The sequence below is a fragment of the Zavarzinella formosa DSM 19928 genome (assembly GCF_000255705.1).
GTDB classification, from domain to species: Bacteria; Planctomycetota; Planctomycetia; order Gemmatales; family Gemmataceae; genus Zavarzinella; species Zavarzinella formosa.
Map to the genome: position 1 here is coordinate 175,423 of NZ_JH636441.1, position 19,216 is coordinate 194,638.

Genomic DNA, 19,216 nt, shown 5'->3' on the forward strand with positions numbered 1-19,216 from the left:
AAACACCATGAAACAAGGGGTTTATGGTGTTTTCGTTTGTTGAACGGGTTGTCGGCCGTTTTGCCAGACGGGTGATAAAACTCATGCAAGACATGCAAGAAAGACTGGCATGATGCCAGTTGTTTGGTCGTCAATTTCAGGTCACGCGGCCCGGCGTTCCTCGCGGCTCAGCCAGCGTTGCATCCGGCTCAGTTGATTCTGCCATTCTGCGGAAAAGCGAACTTCGCCGAAGGCATCGTAAAGCAGATCGATGGTTTCGATGAGATGCCGGACTTGGTCGGCTCGCGCTTCCAGCCGGGCGCGGGCGTCCTCGTCTTCCGGGGCCGGGATTTTGGCGCCGGTGATGCCCAGCGACTCGGCGCTGATGGCGAACTCGTACTGCACATCGTGCCGGACGATGGTCAGGCCCGCCTTGCGGGGCAGTTTGCCGGACTGGATCGCCCGCAACGCCTCCGGGAGCCGGGTGGGGCCTTCGTGACTGATCGTTTCGTGGCCGGAGACGCCTCGGGGGCATTCCAAGGTCAGCGTGCGGGCCATGAACACCGTGACTTCAGAATCGTCGAGCAGCTTGATCGTCGCCGATTCGTCCTCACATTGGAACCACAGCCACATGAGGAATTCGTTCCCCAGAAAATCGCGGGAGGCCTCGTCGGGAATCCACGCCACATCTTTCGGCGACAGCCCCGGCACAAACGGCGACGGCGAGGCATCATCCACGTTTCGCGTCCGTTGGTGGGCCTCGGCCAGCGAATAGGCCCGTTTTCCGGCGGTGATTGACTCGAAGCTAAAGCCGAAGGTGTTCTTGAAAAGGACCAACAGGCGGTCGATCATGGCGACGGAGGTGGTTCCGAACAATAATTCGTTCGTCTTGAGATCCCACACCACTTCGACAGTTTTCTTCTTGGTGTAACGGCCGTCCTTCGCCTCCAGTTCGAGCCGGTCGCGGGCGGATTCCTTGGCTTCTCGCTTGTTCAAAGCACTGGCGTGACCGCTCGGGTTGTTCTTGGCCAGCGCGGCCAAGTCGATGGCGTAATAGGCCCGCAGAAGGTCGCCGGGGAGCTTCATCACATCGGTGCGAATGCTGAAGAACAGCATGTCGTTGATGATATTCTTGGCCATCTCAAACTGGACATCAAGGATATGTTCGCCGCCCGTCCAGCCGACTTCGACACCGTCACTGGCGACCATGCGTTGCCGGCCGGCCGCGTTTTCCGCGAGCATGGCCAGATGTTCCTCGCTGAAAAACCGCGGGGCGGGGCCGTCCACTCGAAATCGCAAAAAGCTGGCCCGGCCGGTGAAAAATCCCATGCGTGTCGCCTCCGTGCTCACCCGGTTGAAAGCAAAACACCCATCACCGGGGGGCGATGGGTGTCGTGATGTTGGCGGAAAAGTCCGTGCCCGTCGGCCGCCTCAAGGCGTGGCCCGACGGCTTTCCGGTCGGTGTTCGTGATCCTTCCGACCCATCTCATCGTGAATGATCGGATGCCAGGTTTCGTTCCGTTGAGTGTGGGGAACGTAATTCTCCCTCGCCCAACGGCGGAGCTTCAACTCTTCGATAAAATCGATCTCATTCGCCTGACCGGACTGCATGGACTCACCTTTTGTTGATGGAGAGATTCGGATGACGATCCGACCGTCAAACCGAGAGTTTAGGATCACAAACCAACAGGTCAAGAGTTATCGGCAAATACAATCGGCAGGCTGAAAAGATCGTCATCGGATTAAAATGTCTGACTCACTTGTGAGGTCGTTTCGCGGCTTGATGAGCAAGACCAACACGACTGAGAAAACCGCCAGACTGGCGAAGGCCCCGAACGAGACATTGAGCGAGATTTGCCGGTCGCGCATGAGGCCAAAACCCCAATCGGCCAGCCCGCCGCAACTGATGCTGACGAAGTTCATGAGGCCATAACCGGTGGCACGCAACTCCGGCCGGACAATCTGGGACAGGATGGGCATGTTGTTGCCGTCGAAAATGCCCCAGCCGAGGCCAAACAAGATGAGGAACGCCACGGCGACCACCAGCGAACCCGCATTGCCCACGCCGAAGATCGCGGGGACGATCAGACTCATGCCGATGGCGCTCGCATAGATCCTTCCGCGTGGATTTTTTCTCATCCAGCCATCCGCGAGCCACCCGCCGCCGACCGCTCCGATGATGGCCGCGACCTGCCAGTAAAGCGTGGCGGCGACTCCCGCCCGTCCCTGCCCGATGTCGAACTGCTTTCGCAGGATCGAGGGCATCCAGTCCCGCACCACCCACCCGGCCATCGCGGGCAAGGTGAAATACAGAACCAACAGAATGAACGAACGATTGGCGAACAATTCCCGCAATGCGCCAAGCGGCGAAGCAGTCGGGGCGGGTGATCGCTCCTCCGACTTGGGCGGATTACGGAGAAGAATCAACAGCGGCACGGCGTACAGCATCCCGAGGCCGCCGCAGATGGTGAACGCGAACCGCCATCCCAAATTTGGATCGGCGGCCGCATACCCGCCGAATCCGCCAGTGATCACGCCGAGATAGATGGCAACCTGATGCAACCCGACCGCTCGCGAACGGGTGCGGCCGGTGTGGTGGTCGGCGATCAGGGCTAGCGCCGCCGGGATGTAGAACGCCTCGCTGATGCCCATGAGCGATCTGGCCCAGAGCAATTCATCAAAAGTGGTGACTTGCCCAGTCCCCCATGTCACCGCCGACCAGACGAACAAACTGCCGCCGATGGTCAACCGGCGACTGAAGCGATCCGCGACGTATCCGCCGACGGGGCTGAGAAACGCATACACCCATTTGAACTGGCCGAGCATCAATCCCCAATTGGCTTGCGTGCCGATGCTCGGGATGTCCGACATTACCGATGCCTGCATGGAGGCCAGCATTTGCCGGTCAAGATAGTTCAACAGGGCGACCGGCATGAGCAGCGCGACGACCAGCCAGGCCGTGCGGGGGGTGGGTTGCATGGGGAGAGGCAGCTTCCGGTTCGAGATTATTTTTTGCCGTCCAATGCCCTCATCGGAAACAGATCGGATTTTACGTGTTGTTTCTCCATGAGGGCGAGAAGCCTCGCCACCACTTCCGGCTTCTTGTCAGCGAGATTGGCTTTCTCGCCGGGATCAGTGGCGAGATCGTAAAGCTCGATCTCGCCGGGTTTCTGGTCCTTCGCCTTCGGGCCGGGATTGAGATTTCGCCGGATCGCTTTCCAGTCCACCTCCCGAACACACTGCTGGCCGCCATATCCCGGCGACTCGCGGTAGAGGAACGGTCGCGGCTCTTGTTTTTTGCCGAAAAGAGTCGGGGCGAAACTGATGCCATCAATGCCGCCGGGCGTCTGGTCGCCGCTCCCGATTAATTCCAGCAGTGTGGGCAACCAGTCTTCAAACCCGGTGACTCGGTCGCTGGCGCCGCCGGGCGTGATATGACCCTTCCAGCGAACCAGACACGGTTCCCGGAAACCGCCCTCCCCGAAAGAGCCTTTGCGGCCGCTCAGGCCGGCGTTGCTGTTGAAGAAGTCGGAGTCGGTGCCACCCAACAGATCATAGAGCGGCCCGTTGTCGCTGGTGAAGACCACAATCGTCCGCTCATCCAAGCCAAGGTCTTTGACCAGTGTGAGCAGATTGCCAACATCGCGGTCCATGCGAGTCACCATCGCGGCATACGCGGCTCGCGGTTGTCGGTGCGGCAGATAACTCCGGTCGCCGGTGTACGGCGTCTCGGGGAATTTCCCGGCGTACTCTTTGAGTGAATCCTCTGGGACTTGCAGGGACAGATGAGGCACCGTCGTCGGGTAAAACAGGAAGAACGGCCGATCCTTGTTGGCCCGGACGAAGTCCAGCGCTTTGGCCCCGATGAGGTCGGGGGCGTAATCGTTGCCCTTGTAGGCCGCGTAACTTTTCGGGTCGTTTGGATCAGCCTCGGCGGGTAGTTTCTGGTGGGCGGCGAACTTTGGATTGTCGAGTTTGACTTGCTTGTCGTCATCCCAAAGATGGGTCGGGTAGTAGTTGTGGGCGACGGCTTGGCAGTTGTAACCGTACCAGCGGTCGAAGCCCTGTTTGAGCGGATCGCCCGTGCTACCGAATGGCCCCAGCCCCCATTTGCCGAAGCCGCCGAGCGTGTAACCTTGTTTCTTGAGCAACAGCGGCAGTTTCAACGAATCGGCCGGGACCGGTTCCTGGCCTTCGGTGAAACCTTTGGCCTGCCGGTTTTCGCGGATGTAACCATGCCCCGGATGTTTGCCGGTCATCAGCACGCACCGCGAGGGGGCGCACACATTGCTTCCGGCATAATGGGCCGTGAAACGCATTCCATCGGCCGAAATCCGGTCGATGTTCGGCGTGCGAATCTTCTTTTGCCCGTAACAGCCAAGGTCGCCGTATCCAAGACCGTCGGCGATGATAAAGACGATGTTCGGCCGCGTGCGCTCCGGCGGGGCTTGGGCGAATGCCGAGGTCGCGGCGAGCAGGCAGACACCGATCATCGAGACGATTGTTGGTCGGCGCATCTTGTTTGCTCTTTCTTCTCAAGTTATTGTTGAAGGGGCTGGCAAATCTTTCTGCACGCCCCTTTGGCCGGTTTTCGCCCTGTTGAGCTTGTGAATTTTTTCCAAGATCGTGAGGGGGCTTTGATTTCGTCGAGGCGGTCTTTTTAACCGTCGGCCGATCATTCGTCGATCAGGCGCCGCCTTGGGCCGCCTCGGCGCGCAATGTCTCCTTCCATGTCCAGCCCGGCTTTCAGGCCTACAGCAACCGGATGAGTTGCCACAGGTGATGAACCAGCGCCTGCCACAACACCGCGTCCGGCGGCTCGTCCTTCTGGCGTTTCAATTCCCCGATCTGTTCCCGCACCAGCTTCTGGCATTCAACGTTGTGTGACCTTCGCGTCTTTGTGGTTATTCTTTTATTTTCTGCTTCTCTCTACTCAACCAACCAAGGGACCGGGTTCAGAATTTCCTGACACAACGCTTGAAGAAAGCGGGCGGCCGGAGCGCCGTCCACAATGCGGTGATCGAAGGTAAGACTTAGCGTCATCATCTCTCGCGGCACGATCTGGTCGTCCACGACTGCCGGTTGTTTGAGGATGCGGCCAAGCCCCAAAATGGCGCATTCCGGCCAGTTAATGATGGGCGTGAACGCATCAATCCCGAATGATCCCAGATTCGTGATGGTGAATGTCCCGCCTCGCATGGCCTCGGCAGGCAGCGTGCGCGAACGGGCTTTTTCGATCAATTCTTTGGAACGCACGGTCAACTGTCGCAGGGATAATCCGGGAACATCACGAATCACCGGAACCAGCAAACCGGCTTCCGTGTCCACGGCGAGGCCGATGTTGACGGCCTCCGAAGTCACGACGCCGGTGTCTTCCCACCGCGCGTTGATGCGCGGATGTTGCCGCAACGCCCGGCTGACCAGTTTGACGAAAAGGTCGGTGATCGTCGGCACCCGTGCCCCCGAGGAGGCGGCGGCTTTGAACTGATTCCGCACGTTGACCAGATTGGTCGCATCGACGGTGGTGTGCAGCGTGACCGGAGCCGTCGTTTGCAAACTGTGCCGCATCCGTTCGGCAATCACTTGGCGAATCTTGGAATCATCTGTTGTCTTTGCAAGGGGCACCGTAACGGCGGCGGGTTTGATCGCCAGAATATCCCGTTCGCGGATGCGGCCGTTGCGTCCGGTTCCCTTGATGCTGCTGCCATCCACGCCCAAACTTTTCGCGGTTCTCCGGGCACGCGGCGTCATCACCACCGATTGGGTTGCGCGGTCAGCTTGGCGGGCGACGACTGGCTGTTGATGCGCCCGGATGTCTTCGACCGTGATACGGCCGGTGGTGCCGGTTCCGCGAACCTGTTCGAGATCGACACCCATTTCGCGGGCCAGTCGTCGCACCGAGGGACTAGCGGCGGCCGGCAGTTGTGAGGCGGCTTGCGGAGCAGGGACCGGAGCTTCCGAAGGCAGTTGCTCGCCAATTGCAAGCAGATAGCCGAGGATGGTGCCCACAGGAATCCGGTCCCCCTCCTTAGGCGGGTTTGGCGGCAACCGCAGAATCCCGGCCTCGGTGGCTTCAATTTCCTGGACCGCTTTATCACCTTCAAGGGTGAACAATGGTTCGCCGACGTTCACCTGATCGCCGGGCTTTTTCAGCCAGCCGATGAACGTGCCTTGTTCCATGTTCCAATCGAGACGCGGGAGTTTGATTTCGACCGCCATGATTCTTCCCCTTATTCGGCCAGCAAATCACGGATGGCCTTTTCAATGTCCGACATCCCCGGCACCACGGCGGCCTCCAATGGCGGGCTATATGGCGTCGGCGTGTGCTTCCCGTGCAACCGGCGAATCGGGGCGTCGAGGTCGTCAAACCCGTGATCCGCGACGCACGCGGCGATCTCCGCGCCCAACCCAAACGGGCCAAAAGCCCCGTCAATAATCAACAATCGACCTGTTTTGTGAACCGAGGCCAGAATCGTCCCCACATCCAGCGGGGCAATCGTTCGTGGATCAACCAACTCCACGGACACGCCTTCTTTGGACAGCTTTTCGCACACTTTGATCGAATGCTGAACCATGTGGGCAACAGCCACCACCGTGACATCCCGGCCTTCCCGCACGATGGCGGCTTTGCCGAAGGGGATTTCTTCGTCTTCCGGGACATATCCCTTCACGTTCAAAATTTCCCGGTGTTCGAGGAAGACCACGGGGTCGTCGCAGCGCAAGGCGTGTTTCAACAATCCCTTGGCATCACGCGGATTGGAAGGCACCACCACTCGAAGCCCCGGACAGTGAGCGAAGAGGGTGTGATAACTCCCCGAATGGTGCGTCGCGGCCGAGTGGCCGATGCCGATGCAGCCCCGCAGCAACACCGGCATTTTCAACCGGCCGCTAGACATGTATTGCATCTTGGCGATTTGGTTGATGATCTCGCCCAACCCGTCGAGAACGAAATCGGCGAACATGAAATCAATCACCGGCCGGGTGCCGGTCATGGCCGCGCCCCCCGCCATGCCGACGAAGCCGCGTTCGCAAATCGGCGTGTCACACAACCGCACCGGGCCATGTTTTTCAAAGAGTCCGGCGGTCGTCTTGAAATTGCCGCCGCGAACGCCGATGCCTTCGCCCATCACAAAGATGCGCGGGTTGATCTCCATCTCATCCCGCAGGGCTTCCAACGTGGCCTGCATGAACGTGATCTGCCGGGCCGGATCGTCGCTGGTCGCCGGGGCCGAGCTTGGCTTCACAGGCGTCGGTTCCGCGAACACATGGGTGGCGGCCGTCGCGGGATCGGGCCACGCGCTGGCTTCCGCAAATCGTTGAGCATCGGCGGCAACCGCTTTGATTTCTGCTTCGATGTCCGTTAGCAAACCTTCCGAGACGATCTTCTCCGTCAGCAAGTATTGTCGGAATGCTTTGATCGGACAGCGGGTTTTCCAAGCCTCGACATCTTCCTTGGTGCGGTAAGTAAAGTCGCCCATTCCTTCGGCATGGGGGCGTGTGCGATACGTCCGGCATTCCAAAAGCGTTGGCCCGTTTCCGGCTTTCGCCCGCCGAACCGCCTCCCCGGCGGCTTCGCGGACGGCGAGAACATCGTTGCCGTTCACCAGCACGCCCGGCATTCCGTAGGAAGCCCCGCGACTGGCCACATCGGGATTGGCACATGAATACGAGAACGGCACTTCGGTGGCGAATTGATTGTTCTCGCAGACGAACAGCACCGGCAATTTCCATATGCTCGCCATGTTGAGACCTTCGTGGAAGGCCCCGTTGTTGGAGGCCCCGTCGCCGAAGAAAGCGACGGCCACTTGATCGGTCTTCATCAATTTGAAACTGTAGCCCGCCCCCGCCGCCTGAAGGATGCACGGGCCGACGATGCCGCTTGTCCCCATCATGCCGACTTCCGGCGAGAACAGGTGCATGCTGCCGCCCCGGCCTTGGGAACAGCCCGTCGCCCGGCCGAACAACTCGGCAAACACCTGTCGCGGCGGCACCCCTTTGGCCAGCGCATGCCCGTGTCCGCGGTGTGTGCTGAAGACCACGTCTTCCGTGCGAAGATGCGCGCAAACGCCAACGGCAATCGCCTCCTGCCCGACATAGGTGTGACAGGCCCCGTGAACGAGGCCCCCCTGATGGCAACGGGCGAGTTGCTCCTCGCATAACCGGATGTTGAGCATCTCCCGGTAGAGGGAGATCAATAATTCATTGGACATAATGACCCGATGAGAGTTTTTTTAGTTCCAAGTTCCAAGTTTCGAGTTCCAAGTTCCAAGCACGCCAAGACGTTGGCAAAAGCTTTTCCGAGTTTGCATTTCAACTTGGAACTTGGAACATGGAACCTGAAACTTGGAACTTTTAGTTTTTGCCGATGGTGCCGCCGGAGTTCATGGCGAGGTTGCCGCCGTCCATCGGGATCAACGCTCCGGTGATCCACGATGAGGAATCGGAGGCGAGAAACACCGCCAGACCTTTGATGTCTTCCGGCTGTCCCAGCCGTCCTCGGGGAATCCCCTTGAGCCATTGGCCTTCGAGTTTGTCGTCGGCGGCCATCCGCTTTTCCAGGCTGGGATTGACCACTTGGGCCGGGAGGATGGCGTTTACCCGCACGCCGCGACCGGCCCATTCGGTGCTGAGTTCGCGGGTCATTTGAACGACGGCCCCCATCGCCATGCTATAGGCGATGTGTCCCCGGCCGAGGGCAGTGATGCTGGCCAGCGAGCCGATGTTGACGATGCTGCCCCGCCCGGCTTTCAACATTCGCCGCCCGGCTTCCTGACACATGGCAAAACGGCCAATCACCAGATTTTGAAAGACTTGTTGAACTGTTTCAATGGTGATGGTTTCGGGATCGCCAAGCAAGCCCTCTCCGGCGACGTTGCCGAGGAAATCAATCCGCGAGAACTCCTTGTCCAATCGGGCGAACATTTCCCGAATCGCTTCGGGTTGGGAAACATTGCACGTCACCGGCAAGGCCCGGCGACCGAGTTGACGGATGGCTGCGGCCGTTGTTTGCAAACCGGCTTCGTTCAAGTCAGCCAACACCACATCGGCCCCATGCTCGGCCAATGCCAGCGACATATTCCGGCCCAACCCGCTCGCGGCCCCGGAGACGAGAGCCACCCGGCCTGACAGGTCAAAGAGAGGTTCACTCACGATCAACTTCCTCAGCTTGTTGTTTCATCGCCCGTGTTTCCGGCCGGACGAACATCGCCAGCCCGGCCCCCAAAAGCAGGATGCCGGCCATCGACCATAACCCAAATTGATTGAGAATCGACGCCCCCAAGATGCCGCCGATGTTGGCCACCGAATTAATCAGTGCCACACCCCCGGCGGCCGCCACCCCGCTGAGGAACGCCGTGGGAATGGCCCAGAACACAGGCAACATGCTCATCATGCCCATTTGGGCGAGACAAAACCCGACCAGCGTGAGCAACGGCGACGAGGCCGTTGCCGCCAGTGCCCACCCGGCGGCCGCGACCAACGCGGCAAAAGCGACATGGCCGCGTCGTTCGCCAGTGCGATCAGAATGAATGCTCAGGAGAGTCATTCCGATCAACGCAGCAATATGCGGGAGAGCCAGCAAGAAGCCAAGCTCAAGCTTGTTCAAATCTTGGTACTGCTTCTGAAGCAGACTCGGAAAATGCGCGGAACCGGCGTTTGTTCCAACGGCCACCGTGAAATAAAGGCAGATCAACAACCAAACACGTCCATTGAACATCGCCGCCAGCCGGTCGGCTCCGTGAATCTCACGACGGCGTTGTTCTTCTTTTTGCATTCGATTTACCAGCCAATCGCGTTCTTCCGGCGTCAGCCAGCGAGCTTCGCTCGGGCGATCCGTCAGGCAGAACAGCACGGCAAATCCCAACAAGACAGAGGGAAGCCCTTCCAGCAAAAACAACCACTGCCAGCCTTTCAAATCGGAAACGCCGCCCATCAGGTGCATGATGGCCCCGGACAGCGGATTGCCGAAAATATTGGCGACGGCAATGGCCATCATGAACAACGAGACGACTTTCGCCCGCTCACGCGCCGGGAACCAATACGTGAGATAGAGGATGATGCCCGGAAAGAAACCGGCCTCCGCGACGCCCAATAGTATCCGCACGAGATAGAAACTGGTGGTTCCCGTCACCAGCAATGTTCCGGCCGAGACGATTCCCCAACTGATCATGATCCGGGCGATCCAACGTCGGGCGCCGACGTTGCGCAGCAAGAGATTGCTGGGCACCTCAAAGAGCAGATAACCGAAGTAGAACAAGCCATAGCCAAGGCTGAACACATCGGGGCTCATTCCGAGATCGGCCTGCAGCGCATCTTTGACAAATCCGAGGTTGGCCCGGTCGATGATGTTGAACACATACAGCAGGCCAAGAAAGGGAATCAGCCGCCACGCCACGCGACGCATCACCCGACGGCGAAGTTCGTCGTCGTCTTCATTCACGAAGTTCGGAGGAGAGGCCGGGAGAGGGGCCGTCATGATTAGTTCGCCAGCCAGTCGGGGTGATATCCCGTCATCTCGGCGGCCAGCCGGAGTTTTTCGATAACATCGGCCGGGAGGGGAATGCCCTTGGTCATCGCCTGGCGCCGGTTGCTCCATTCCCGTTCGCCGGGCATCAGCAGGTGATCCACGCCATCGGCCTTGGGCGAGGCGTGAATCTCGTTAATGAGCGACCGGATGCGGGCGGTGAAATCGGTCGGCGGGGCGATGGTGGCGACATCAATCGCCAGAAACCCGGCGTTGTGCTTCGAGGGTTGGTCGGCCGGGTCAAACATCCAGCTACCCACCTGCCAGGTCATCGCCCCGCCCGGCAGAACGGCCGAGAGGATTTCGCACCACAAGCCGAGGCCATAACCTTTGTGTCCGGCCATCGGGGCCAGCGAAGCTTGTTTCGGGTACAAGCTGCCATCGGTCGTGGGGTGGCCGTCCGGGCCGATCAACCAAGTGGGGGGGATGGTTTCTCCCCGCTGATGGGCGGCATAAACCTTCCCCCCGGCGACAGCGGCCGTGGCGACATCAAGCAGAATCGGGTCGCCGTCTTCCACCGGCACGGCATACGCCAGCGGGTTGCTCCCCAGCACCGGCCCGCGCGAACCGGGGGCGGCCACGCTCGGGATGTCGTTGCCGACGACCATCCCAATCATCCCTTTTTGGGCCGCCAGCCAGGCGTGATACCCAGCCGCGCCGATGTGGCCGGTGTTTCGCAATCCGACATAGGCGACGCCGGTTTTGCTGGCCTTGTCGATGGCGGTTTGCATCGCAAACACGCTGCCGACCTGCCCCAAGGCCGTCTCACCGTCGATGACGGCCCACGACGGTCCCTCACGTTCGATCTTGGGCCGGCCCTTCGGGTCGTAGCCGCCGCCGCGAAGCCGGTTCAGATAGCCCGCCAGCAACTTGGTTCCGTGGGTGAACACGCCCATCGTGTCCGTCGCCACCAGAGCGTCGGCCGTGGTGTAGGCATCATCAATGGACATGCCCGTCGTGGCCAACGCCCGTCGGCAGAAATCCATGAGGTCGTTGACGGCCACCCGGCGTTCATTGGACTGGCTCATGCTCGTTTCACCCCGTTGACGATGTTAGCTAACGGTTCGTTGTTCAATGCGCGAAGGGCGGTGCGGGCCACCGTTTCCCGGAGGGTTCTCACCGCGTTGGCGCTGCACGAGGCGACATGGGAAGAACAGATCACGTTCGGCAGCGAGCGGAGCGGACTGTCAGCGGGAATTGGCTCGGGATCGCACACATCCAGCGCCGCCCCGCCGAACTTCCCGGACTGGAGGGCGGCAATCAAGGCAGGCGTCTCGATCAGGTCGCCCCGAGCCACGTTCACGATGAAGGCGCCGGGTTTCATCGTCAAAATAGATTTGGCGTTGATCAGTTGGCGGGTTTGCGGCGTCGAGGGGCAATGCAGCGTGACCACATCCGATTCGGCCAACAACGCCTCCAACCCGACCGTTTCACAACCGGCTTCGCTCACGACGGCCGCCGGGACAACCGGATCGTGAACCAACCTTCGGCATTTGAATGGTTGCAGCCGCGAGGCCACTTCCCGGCCGATACGCCCGAAGCCAACGACGCCGACGGTCAGATCCCGCAGTGGCTTCATGTCGGACAACGAAACGGGCAGCCCCCATTTGCCATCGCGGATGTGTTGCAGGTTCGGCAAGACTTGGCGGGTCAGCGCGAGGATGAAAGCCAGCGTGTGGTCGGCCACTTCATCAATGCAGTAATCGGGAACATTGCAGACCGGGATCCCCTTCTCACGGGCGGCCGCCAAGTCCACGTTGTCCACGCCGATGCCGTAACGGACAATCACGCGGGCTTTTTGCATGGCCGAAATGACTTGTGCCGTCAGCGGGGCGAATTGGGTAATAACCGCATCGGCGTCGGCCACCAAGGCAATCAACGATTCCGGTGTTTTGCACTGGCCGCTGGCAACCTCCATGCCGGCGGGTCGCAGAATGGCTTCCTCAATGTCCAGGGAGGGGAAGGTAAAATCGGTGATCACAACCCGCATGCAAAATCACTCCCTGAAAGACGCTCGTGGCCGGTTCGTTGTCACCCGCCGGGTCTTCGAGATGTGGTTGGAGAGACCCACAATGTAACTTTCCCTCCATCGGACTGCAAGCAGATAGGCAGAAAGATTCCCCGGTTCCGAAATAGCTCCGTCAACCGGGCGGTTCTCGGCGAAATTCACACCGGAACGAATATTTTTACTCTGCCACAGTATTTGGACGCGGTTCGTATGCTATGCTGCGTTGACGAAAATTTGGGTCGATTGGGTAAACTAATCCGGGTAGAACCGGCTGAATCGTCTTGTCGGCCAATTGGTTTCGTGGAAAATGACAAAGACTGTAAAGTCCCACCTCTGTACACCCTAGCCGACTGCGGAGCAATCCCGCCATGGCCTCGACCGATCCAAAGAAAACTCCGGAATCCGACCCGGCTCGCCCTCCGATGGCCGAGGCCGCCGATATCTTCGCCATCAGCGAGGAAGGGGGCGAGGCGTTTGTCGATTACGGGAACGTGGCCCCGATCCATGAGGGAGCGTCCGGGGTGATCCCGCTCGACGAACTCCCGAATCCCCCCAGCGGGCAGTCGCTGACATCTTGGACGGAAGTGATCCGACGCCAACGGGCCGTTGCCGAGGCCGAAGCCGTCCCCACGCCGCTTCCCAATCCATCGTCGGTGCGAGTGGACGCCCCGTCGGACAAGGATTTGCTCTCGCATTTGCTGGAAGTCGACGCCGCCAGGACGTCCACAGGGAATTCCTCCGCAATTCCGTTGGCCGGTCCGCTTCCCGCCACTGCTTCGGACACGGCGGAAATCCCCGAGGCTGATCTGCCCATGGTCGCCGAGGCCGCCGAAGCGGTTGATGACGGGTTTGACGACCTTTCCCCGGAAATGACGGGGATTAATTCGCCCTCCGGCGGCTCCCAAGTACACTTCGGTGTCATGTCCCCCACCGGGGATACCGGCGGCGTTCACCGGCCGCCGCCGGATGCGTCGTCCAATGTCTGGCCGACCGCCCCCAAGCGTCCCGCCCCGGCGGACGACGACGAATCGATTCCCTTTGTGGCTTCCCTGGAGGCGGGAGCTTCCAGCGCCATGCTGGGCGACATGCCCGCGATGGGGCCGGAGGGAAATCGTTCGAGCATCCTGGACGTGCTGCTGACCGAGTCGAACTTGGAAATTCCGAATGAATCGGACTTTTCCTCCTCGTCGGCGCGGGCACGCCGCGAAGACATTGGCAACACGCCATTCCGCTCCACCCGGCCGACCGATCCCGCCGCGGGATATCCCAGCCGCGCCGCCAAGCCGACCCAACCGACCCAGCCAAGTTTCAATGTCCCGGACGAGGTCGCCGAGGGTGCTCTTCCGGCCGGTTTGGAAGAGGGAACATCGGAATCCAAGTATGGCCTGGAGAGCATCGACGCGACACAGTTCAACGACTCGGACGACGCGGTGGATCTTTACGGGGATCAAGTCCCGCAACCGAGCATCACCGATTCCGGAAGCCTGGCCATTTCCGACGAGGTCATTGAGGAAGCCGCCCGAAAGCAAAAGATCTTTGAATCGTCCTCGGTGGACTTGAGTTCCCGCCCGAGCATGCATGAGTCCGAGTTCGACATGGACAGCCCTCCCCTGAGCGGTTCGCACACGGCGGACGAGGATGCCATTGATCTCGATTTGCCGATGACTTCCAACCCCGGTGACAGTTCGCTGATCCGGGCCAAGGATATCGACGAGGAATCGGACAATCTGCGGGAAGAATACAACACCCGGCGGCAACAACGGGCGAAACCCAAACAAGCGGAAGAAAACGAACCGGAACTTCGCCCGGTGGAGGAATCATCCGGCGCCCGAAGTCTCAAGGGAGCCTTGATCGGCACGGCGGCCGGTCTGCTCATCGGGGCCGGGGGCGTGTTCGGAGCTTTCACGGCTGGTTTGATCCCATCCTCGTCGCCCGCTCCCGTGCAGCAAGTGGCCGCCGTTGATCCGGCGGAACTAACCCGGGCGCGCGAGGACGCGGAAAACGCCAAAACCGACTTGAAAGAATACCAATCGACCGTCGCCAAGGCATTCGCGGAAGTCAAAATCGACAATCCGGAACAGGGACTGACGGCGCTTCCCATGATCGTGGGAGACCGGGACAAAGCCACCGCCAAAGTGGGTGAACTCGTCAAAGAAGCTCAAAGTCTTCAAGTGAAGGCGGACGCTGCCGCAAAGGCTGAAGAGGCCGCGAAGAAAGACCTCAAGACTGCCCAGGATGCCCTCGCGGCCAGCGAAACCAAACTGACCGACGCGACCAAAGCCTCCGAAGAGGCAACCACCGCCTTGGCCGCTGTGAACAAATCGTTCAAAGATGCCGGGTTGGATGCCGCCAAGCCGGGCGAGGCCTTGAAGGAACTCCAGGCCAAAAAGACCGATGCGGAGAAACTGGTCAAGGAGACCGAGGCAAAAGCTGAAAAGGCGGCCAAGGATTACGAAACCAAGATCGAAACGGCGACCAAGCAACTGACGGACGCCGCCAAGGCCGCCGAGGAGGCCAAGAAATCAGCCGCCGAAGCCAAACTGGCGGCCGATGCGGTCGCCAAGGCGAAGGAAGCCGCGGACGGCACGCTCAAGGCCCTCGGTGACAAATTAGTAAAGGCCAAGTTCGTTCAGGCGAACGCCGATTCGACGGCGATTCTCAAGGGATTGGACGACGCGATCAAGGCCGGAACATCGGACGCCACGCTCGCCCTGCGGGACGAACTGGTGAAAATGCGTGACAACGCCGCCAAGAGCAAGGCCGACCTCGAAACCGTGACCCTCAAACAGCAAAACACGGAAAAGCTGGCCGTCGCCGCCGAGGCGCAAGCCAAAAAGGCCGCCGAGGATTTGAAAACCCTGACCGCCAAGGCCGAATCCGACATGGCCGCGATGAAGGCGAACGGGGACAAGTTGAGCAAGGAGATCAGCGATCTGACCGCCAAAAACACCGTGTCGCTGAGCAAGGCGAACGAAGCGGAAAAACAACTTTCAAAGACGATGGCCGAACTCTCGGCCACCAAGGAACAACTCGGCGGCCAGATCGCCAAGTTGAAGACCGAGAACGACACCCTGACACGCGATCTCGGGGCGGTGCGGGAATTGTCGCTGGCCATCAAGGCCCAGGCGAACGCGGGCGGACCGGCCGCCAAGCCGGACCCGGCCGCGATGGCCGACCGCTTCTTCTCCAACGGCATCCGGTTGTTCCATGCGAGCCGGTATTCCGAGGCCGAGACGAGCCTCGTGAAGACCATCGCCCTCTTCAACGACGACGCCCGGTATCACTACCTTCTCGGCCTGGCTCTTTTCAATCAGGGCAAGACCAAGGAAGCGGACGAAGCCTTCGCCAAGGGAGCCGAATTGGAAGCGCAAGGCCGCCCGTCGGGCAAGAGCATTGACGCGATCCTTGAACGAGTTCAAGGGCGGGGCCGGCAGTTGGTGAATTCGCACCGGCCATGATGTCGGCAAACGATTGACGAAAAGGAGAGGGTCGGCGACATTAGTTGCCGGCCCTCTTTTTTTGATATTCCGCCGGATGTCATTCCTCTTCTTCAAGGACCATTTCACCGTCCTCGTAATATCCTTCTCCCTCCGCGTGGAGCAACCCCTGCCGGGAATCAAACAGCCAGTCCCAGAGCGGATCGATGGCGGCGAGAGTGTCGTCGAGGCTGGCCTCCTCCGCCGAGATTCGCACGGTGATGATGCGCTGGGTCATCGTCAATGTCGTCTCGACCGCCTCGCGGAACTCATGGCCTGAATTCGCCAGCCGGGCCAGCATCTCTTTCACCAAATTGTCAAAAACACCGTCGCCGGGGGTGTTGATTTCAAGTTCGCCCTGCGGCGCGTCCCCCAAAAACAGGCTTGCTTGTGGAATGGGATTCTCCCCGACATCGACCAGCCGATAGGTCGGATCGGTCACCCGGAGGGCGGTTTCGACAGCCGTGATGGTCAATGGTTTGGGAGAGGTGTCGAAAAACCGCATGTGATAAGCCATCGAAACTCCTTTCACCGGACTCGGGAGAGATCCGGTCGGAACGTCATCATGACTGGCTTTTATATGCAACCGGCGGCATGGCGAGTCGGCAGGGGGACCAACCGGGGAACGAACGAACCCGGCCTCTTGGCCGGGTTCGTTCCCGATTGTTCAACAGCCGGATCTCTGACAAAGCCCCGGTCTCGTCATTTCAACGTGATGACGATGTCTTCCTTGCCTGAATCGGGAACGTCCACTTCAAGATCAGCGGTGGCCGCTCTTTGATACTTGGCGGGAATCTCCGTTCGGCCGGGCTTCTTTTCCTCGCGAATCCACGTCGGCTCAACAGCCACGCGATACTTGCCGGGGAAAATGATCGTGTGGAATTCTCCGCTCGAATCCAGGGTTCCGAAACTCTCCTGGCCTTTTCCGGCCACGACCGGAACAAACGCCACATTTCCCCTGGCCAGCGGATGGCCCGAAAGAGTCACTTTGCCCTTCACGGGAACGGGCTTGCCAAACACGGACTTGCCGCCGCCGGAACCACATCCGGCCGCCATCATTCCGATCGCCAACAAGGCGACCGTCTGAAAACAATGCTTCATCGAATCAAACTCCCCAAATAAAAAACCCGGCCATGAGGCCGGGTTCGGCGTTGACAGGTCAACGCCCGAGTCACACATGTTTCCGCTTAGTAATCCGTGCCGGGGGTTTGCCCGTCGGTCGGATCACACAGATATCGCAGGGACTTGCCGCTGATCGAATCACGAATGAACTGAACGTGTCCGTCGGCGAACACCACATTCACGCCGCCGGTGTGGGAGCTGGACATTTCATCGTTCGGGCCGCAGTTGTTGGCCGACCAGGGGCATTGGCCGGTTCCGGTGCCGCCGCCAATCGGGGTCTTGTTTTGGTTGATGTACTTCTGAGCAAATCCAGCGGTGGAATAGGACGAAGCCGGGTCCAATTGAGGCGGGCCGGAAACGCCGTTGCCGCTTTCGGGATCGGCCCAACGATTGATGGCCCGGAAACCGCTGGGGTTTTTGTCGACATTGCCCGGATCGGAGGCGCTGGACAATTGGAACGGGAAAATGACTTCGTTGTTACGGTAGTCGGAGTCTTCCCCGAGGATGATCGTGTTGCTCGTTCCGTCCGTGATGCCGGCAAAGGTGCCGTTGCCGTACTTGGCAAGCTTCAAGGCACCAGGGGCTTTCAGGGCGGGGGCGACTTGTCGAAGACCCGTGTTGGGGTCGATGTCCGTGTATGCGATCGGCATGTACGACGTTTGGCCATAACCCTTCGGGTCAGGCTGAACGCCGGCGGCGCTGGGGCACAGGAACGGCTTCGGCTGGACCTTGGCGGCCACTTGGTTATTCGGGGCGGCGCTGTCGTTATAAACCCGGGTCAGATCCAACAACCCGTAGGCGTTGCCCTGTTCCATGTACGGCAGGATGTATCCAAAGAACGAGTGGATATCGTAGTCTTTGGTGTTCGTGCCGGGGACGATGCCTTCGCCGGGAGAGGGCAGATAGGCGTAGGTGCTTTCATAGTTGGCGACGGCCAGACCGAGTTGCTTGAGATTGTTCGAGCAGCTCATGCGGTTGGCGGCTTCACGGATCTTCTGGACGGCGGGCAGGAGAAGCCCGATCAGGATGGCGATGATCGCGATCACCACCAGAAGCTCGATCAACGTGAACCCACGCCGACCATTTCGAGTCAAAACCTTCAACATTGAAAACCCCGTGGAAGAGAGACAACTGCGGTTTCACCGCTTGGTGAGACTCTATATTTAGAGGACAAAAATGAGGGAACAACGGTTAGAGCGTGAAGAGACAATGAAGCATTCGAGAAGGATTCTTCACACATACAAGTTTGTGCTGATTTTGCCGGAGAATGCGCCAAGATCATTGGTTTGTCAAAAGCATGCTTAATAGTCGCAATTTTCTTGCAATACTTTATTAACCTGCCGGACTGCTTCTTGGCTTGAAATTGGCAGGAGGACTTTTAAAGCCGCTGTTGAGCATGTGACAGGTCACAGCGGAGGTCTTTGTGTAAGAACGACCGCCCGACTAACCAGAGAAAACAATATGCATCTCAAATGGCCGCACACAAGTCTGATTGTGGTGGATGTCCAAAAGGGTTTCACCAGTCTTTGCCCGGCGGAACTTCCCGTGCCGGGAGGATTGGAGATTGTTCCCGCGATCAATGCATTGCTGGAGATGCCATTTGACCGCATTGATGCCACCCAAGACTGGCATCCGGCTGACCATTGTTCGTTCTTGGGTCAGCGGGATAATCTGTACCCGCCGCATTGCGTGATGAACACGCCGGGCGCCGATTTCCTGCCGGGTCTCTCCACCCACCGCTTTCATGCGATCTGGCGCAAAGGCTTCAACAGGGATATGGAAGCCTACGCCGTGACGGCCCAACACCCGGCCTTGGTGGACACCCTGCGTGCCAGCGGAATTACCACGGTGGCCGTGTGCGGCATCGCCACCAACATCTGCTGCTTCTTCACAGCCCGCGATCTTCGCAACGCGGGATTTGAAGTCTTGATGATCGAAGACGCCTCGGCCGGCATCGACATCCCCGCCGCCGGATTGCTTCAGGCGACGGCCCGAGCCTCGGGAATGGCGCAGGGCATCCGCTACTGTTCGAGTTCGGAATTGTCCTGAATCCGGAACAGACGAAATCAGTTGTCCGCTTCCCCTTCCCGAATCGCATAACACTGGCGG

14 protein-coding genes are annotated in these 19,216 nt (G+C 59.7%); 2 read left to right on the forward strand and 12 right to left on the reverse strand.

From position 1 onward, the window contains the following. Window positions 1-141: 141 nt before the first annotated feature. The 9 genes from BGIM_RS0117215 to BGIM_RS0117265 all read right to left on the reverse strand — a co-directional run bounded on the left by BGIM_RS0117215 (window position 142) and on the right by BGIM_RS0117265 (window position 12,491). Entirely contained in the window at window positions 142-1,308 is a 1,167-nt protein-coding gene (locus BGIM_RS0117215; RefSeq protein WP_020470977.1) for a hypothetical protein, read from the reverse strand. Window positions 1,309-1,713: 405 nt separating this feature from the next. Then, window positions 1,714-2,958 carry an MFS transporter gene (locus BGIM_RS0117225; protein WP_020470979.1) on the reverse strand — a complete coding sequence of 415 codons (1,245 nt, stop codon included), beginning with the start codon at window positions 2,956-2,958 and terminating at the stop codon, window positions 1,714-1,716. 26 nt (window positions 2,959-2,984) lie between these two features. Beyond that, window positions 2,985-4,496, reverse strand: a complete 1,512-nt coding sequence (locus tag BGIM_RS0117230; protein WP_020470980.1) for an arylsulfatase — start codon at window positions 4,494-4,496, stop codon at window positions 2,985-2,987. 412 nt (window positions 4,497-4,908) lie between these two features. Then, a complete protein-coding gene (locus tag BGIM_RS0117240; protein WP_020470982.1) occupies window positions 4,909-6,198 on the reverse strand; it encodes a dihydrolipoamide acetyltransferase family protein in 1,290 nt (429 codons plus the stop codon). Between the two features lie 11 nt (window positions 6,199-6,209). After that, window positions 6,210-8,189 (reverse strand): alpha-ketoacid dehydrogenase subunit alpha/beta, encoded by a 1,980-nt coding sequence (locus BGIM_RS0117245; protein WP_020470983.1) that lies wholly within the window; start codon window positions 8,187-8,189, stop codon window positions 6,210-6,212. A 142-nt stretch (window positions 8,190-8,331) separates the two neighbouring features. Beyond that, on the reverse strand, window positions 8,332-9,129 hold the full coding sequence (locus BGIM_RS0117250; protein WP_020470984.1) for an SDR family NAD(P)-dependent oxidoreductase: 798 nt from the start codon (window positions 9,127-9,129) through the stop codon (window positions 8,332-8,334). After that, a complete protein-coding gene (locus BGIM_RS50945; protein WP_020470985.1) occupies window positions 9,122-10,453 on the reverse strand; it encodes an MFS transporter in 1,332 nt (443 codons plus the stop codon). Before BGIM_RS50945 ends, BGIM_RS0117250 begins: the two co-directional genes overlap by 8 nt. Window positions 10,454-10,455: 2 nt before the next feature. Further along, window positions 10,456-11,529 (reverse strand): Ldh family oxidoreductase, encoded by a 1,074-nt coding sequence (locus BGIM_RS0117260; RefSeq protein WP_020470986.1) that lies wholly within the window; start codon window positions 11,527-11,529, stop codon window positions 10,456-10,458. After that, window positions 11,526-12,491 carry a C-terminal binding protein gene (locus tag BGIM_RS0117265; RefSeq protein ID WP_020470987.1) on the reverse strand — a complete coding sequence of 322 codons (966 nt, stop codon included), beginning with the start codon at window positions 12,489-12,491 and terminating at the stop codon, window positions 11,526-11,528. The genes BGIM_RS0117260 and BGIM_RS0117265 overlap by 4 nt, the downstream gene beginning before the upstream one ends. A 386-nt stretch (window positions 12,492-12,877) precedes the next feature. Between BGIM_RS0117265 and BGIM_RS0117270 the strand changes: the two genes are divergently transcribed. Continuing rightward, the gene (locus BGIM_RS0117270; protein ID WP_020470988.1) at window positions 12,878-15,967 is read left to right on the forward strand and encodes a tetratricopeptide repeat protein; all 3,090 of its coding nucleotides are present in this window, start codon (window positions 12,878-12,880) and stop codon (window positions 15,965-15,967) included. Window positions 15,968-16,046: 79 nt separating this feature from the next. On the opposite strand, the gene BGIM_RS0117275 is transcribed toward BGIM_RS0117270, so the two are convergent. From BGIM_RS0117275 to BGIM_RS50950, 3 genes are all read right to left on the reverse strand, one after another. Next, entirely contained in the window at window positions 16,047-16,502 is a 456-nt protein-coding gene (locus BGIM_RS0117275) for a hypothetical protein (RefSeq protein ID WP_020470989.1), read from the reverse strand. A gap of 185 nt (window positions 16,503-16,687) precedes the next feature. Next, window positions 16,688-17,086, reverse strand: coding sequence for a hypothetical protein (locus BGIM_RS0117280; RefSeq protein ID WP_157369172.1), 399 nt, complete (start codon window positions 17,084-17,086; stop codon window positions 16,688-16,690). 86 nt (window positions 17,087-17,172) lie between these two features. Continuing rightward, window positions 17,173-18,213, reverse strand: a complete 1,041-nt coding sequence (locus BGIM_RS50950) for a DUF1559 domain-containing protein (RefSeq protein WP_020470991.1) — start codon at window positions 18,211-18,213, stop codon at window positions 17,173-17,175. 355 nt (window positions 18,214-18,568) lie between these two features. Here BGIM_RS50950 and BGIM_RS0117290 point away from each other — a divergent pair, with 355 nt between their 5' ends. Then, window positions 18,569-19,156 carry an isochorismatase family protein gene (locus tag BGIM_RS0117290; RefSeq protein ID WP_020470992.1) on the forward strand — a complete coding sequence of 196 codons (588 nt, stop codon included), beginning with the start codon at window positions 18,569-18,571 and terminating at the stop codon, window positions 19,154-19,156. Window positions 19,157-19,216: the final 60 nt, after the last annotated feature.

What these genes read in the sequence shown, in the direction of transcription:
- BGIM_RS0117215 (WP_020470977.1), bottom strand. Translation starts at nt 1,308, where the DNA reads ATGGGATTTTTCACCGGCCGGGCCAGCTTTTTGCGATTTCGAGTGGAC.
- BGIM_RS0117225 (WP_020470979.1), bottom strand. Translation starts at nt 2,958, where the DNA reads ATGCAACCCACCCCCCGCACGGCCTGGCTGGTCGTCGCGCTGCTCATG.
- BGIM_RS0117230 (WP_020470980.1), bottom strand. Translation starts at nt 4,496, where the DNA reads ATGCGCCGACCAACAATCGTCTCGATGATCGGTGTCTGCCTGCTCGCC.
- BGIM_RS0117240 (WP_020470982.1), bottom strand. Translation starts at nt 6,198, where the DNA reads ATGGCGGTCGAAATCAAACTCCCGCGTCTCGATTGGAACATGGAACAA.
- BGIM_RS0117245 (WP_020470983.1), bottom strand. Translation starts at nt 8,189, where the DNA reads ATGTCCAATGAATTATTGATCTCCCTCTACCGGGAGATGCTCAACATC.
- BGIM_RS50945 (WP_020470985.1), bottom strand. Translation starts at nt 10,453, where the DNA reads ATGACGGCCCCTCTCCCGGCCTCTCCTCCGAACTTCGTGAATGAAGAC.
- BGIM_RS0117260 (WP_020470986.1), bottom strand. Translation starts at nt 11,529, where the DNA reads ATGAGCCAGTCCAATGAACGCCGGGTGGCCGTCAACGACCTCATGGAT.
- BGIM_RS0117265 (WP_020470987.1), bottom strand. Translation starts at nt 12,491, where the DNA reads ATGCGGGTTGTGATCACCGATTTTACCTTCCCCTCCCTGGACATTGAG.
- BGIM_RS0117270 (WP_020470988.1), top strand. Translation starts at nt 12,878, where the DNA reads ATGGCCTCGACCGATCCAAAGAAAACTCCGGAATCCGACCCGGCTCGC.
- BGIM_RS0117275 (WP_020470989.1), bottom strand. Translation starts at nt 16,502, where the DNA reads ATGGCTTATCACATGCGGTTTTTCGACACCTCTCCCAAACCATTGACC.
- BGIM_RS0117280 (WP_157369172.1), bottom strand. Translation starts at nt 17,086, where the DNA reads ATGAAGCATTGTTTTCAGACGGTCGCCTTGTTGGCGATCGGAATGATG.
- BGIM_RS50950 (WP_020470991.1), bottom strand. Translation starts at nt 18,213, where the DNA reads ATGTTGAAGGTTTTGACTCGAAATGGTCGGCGTGGGTTCACGTTGATC.
- BGIM_RS0117290 (WP_020470992.1), top strand. Translation starts at nt 18,569, where the DNA reads ATGCATCTCAAATGGCCGCACACAAGTCTGATTGTGGTGGATGTCCAA.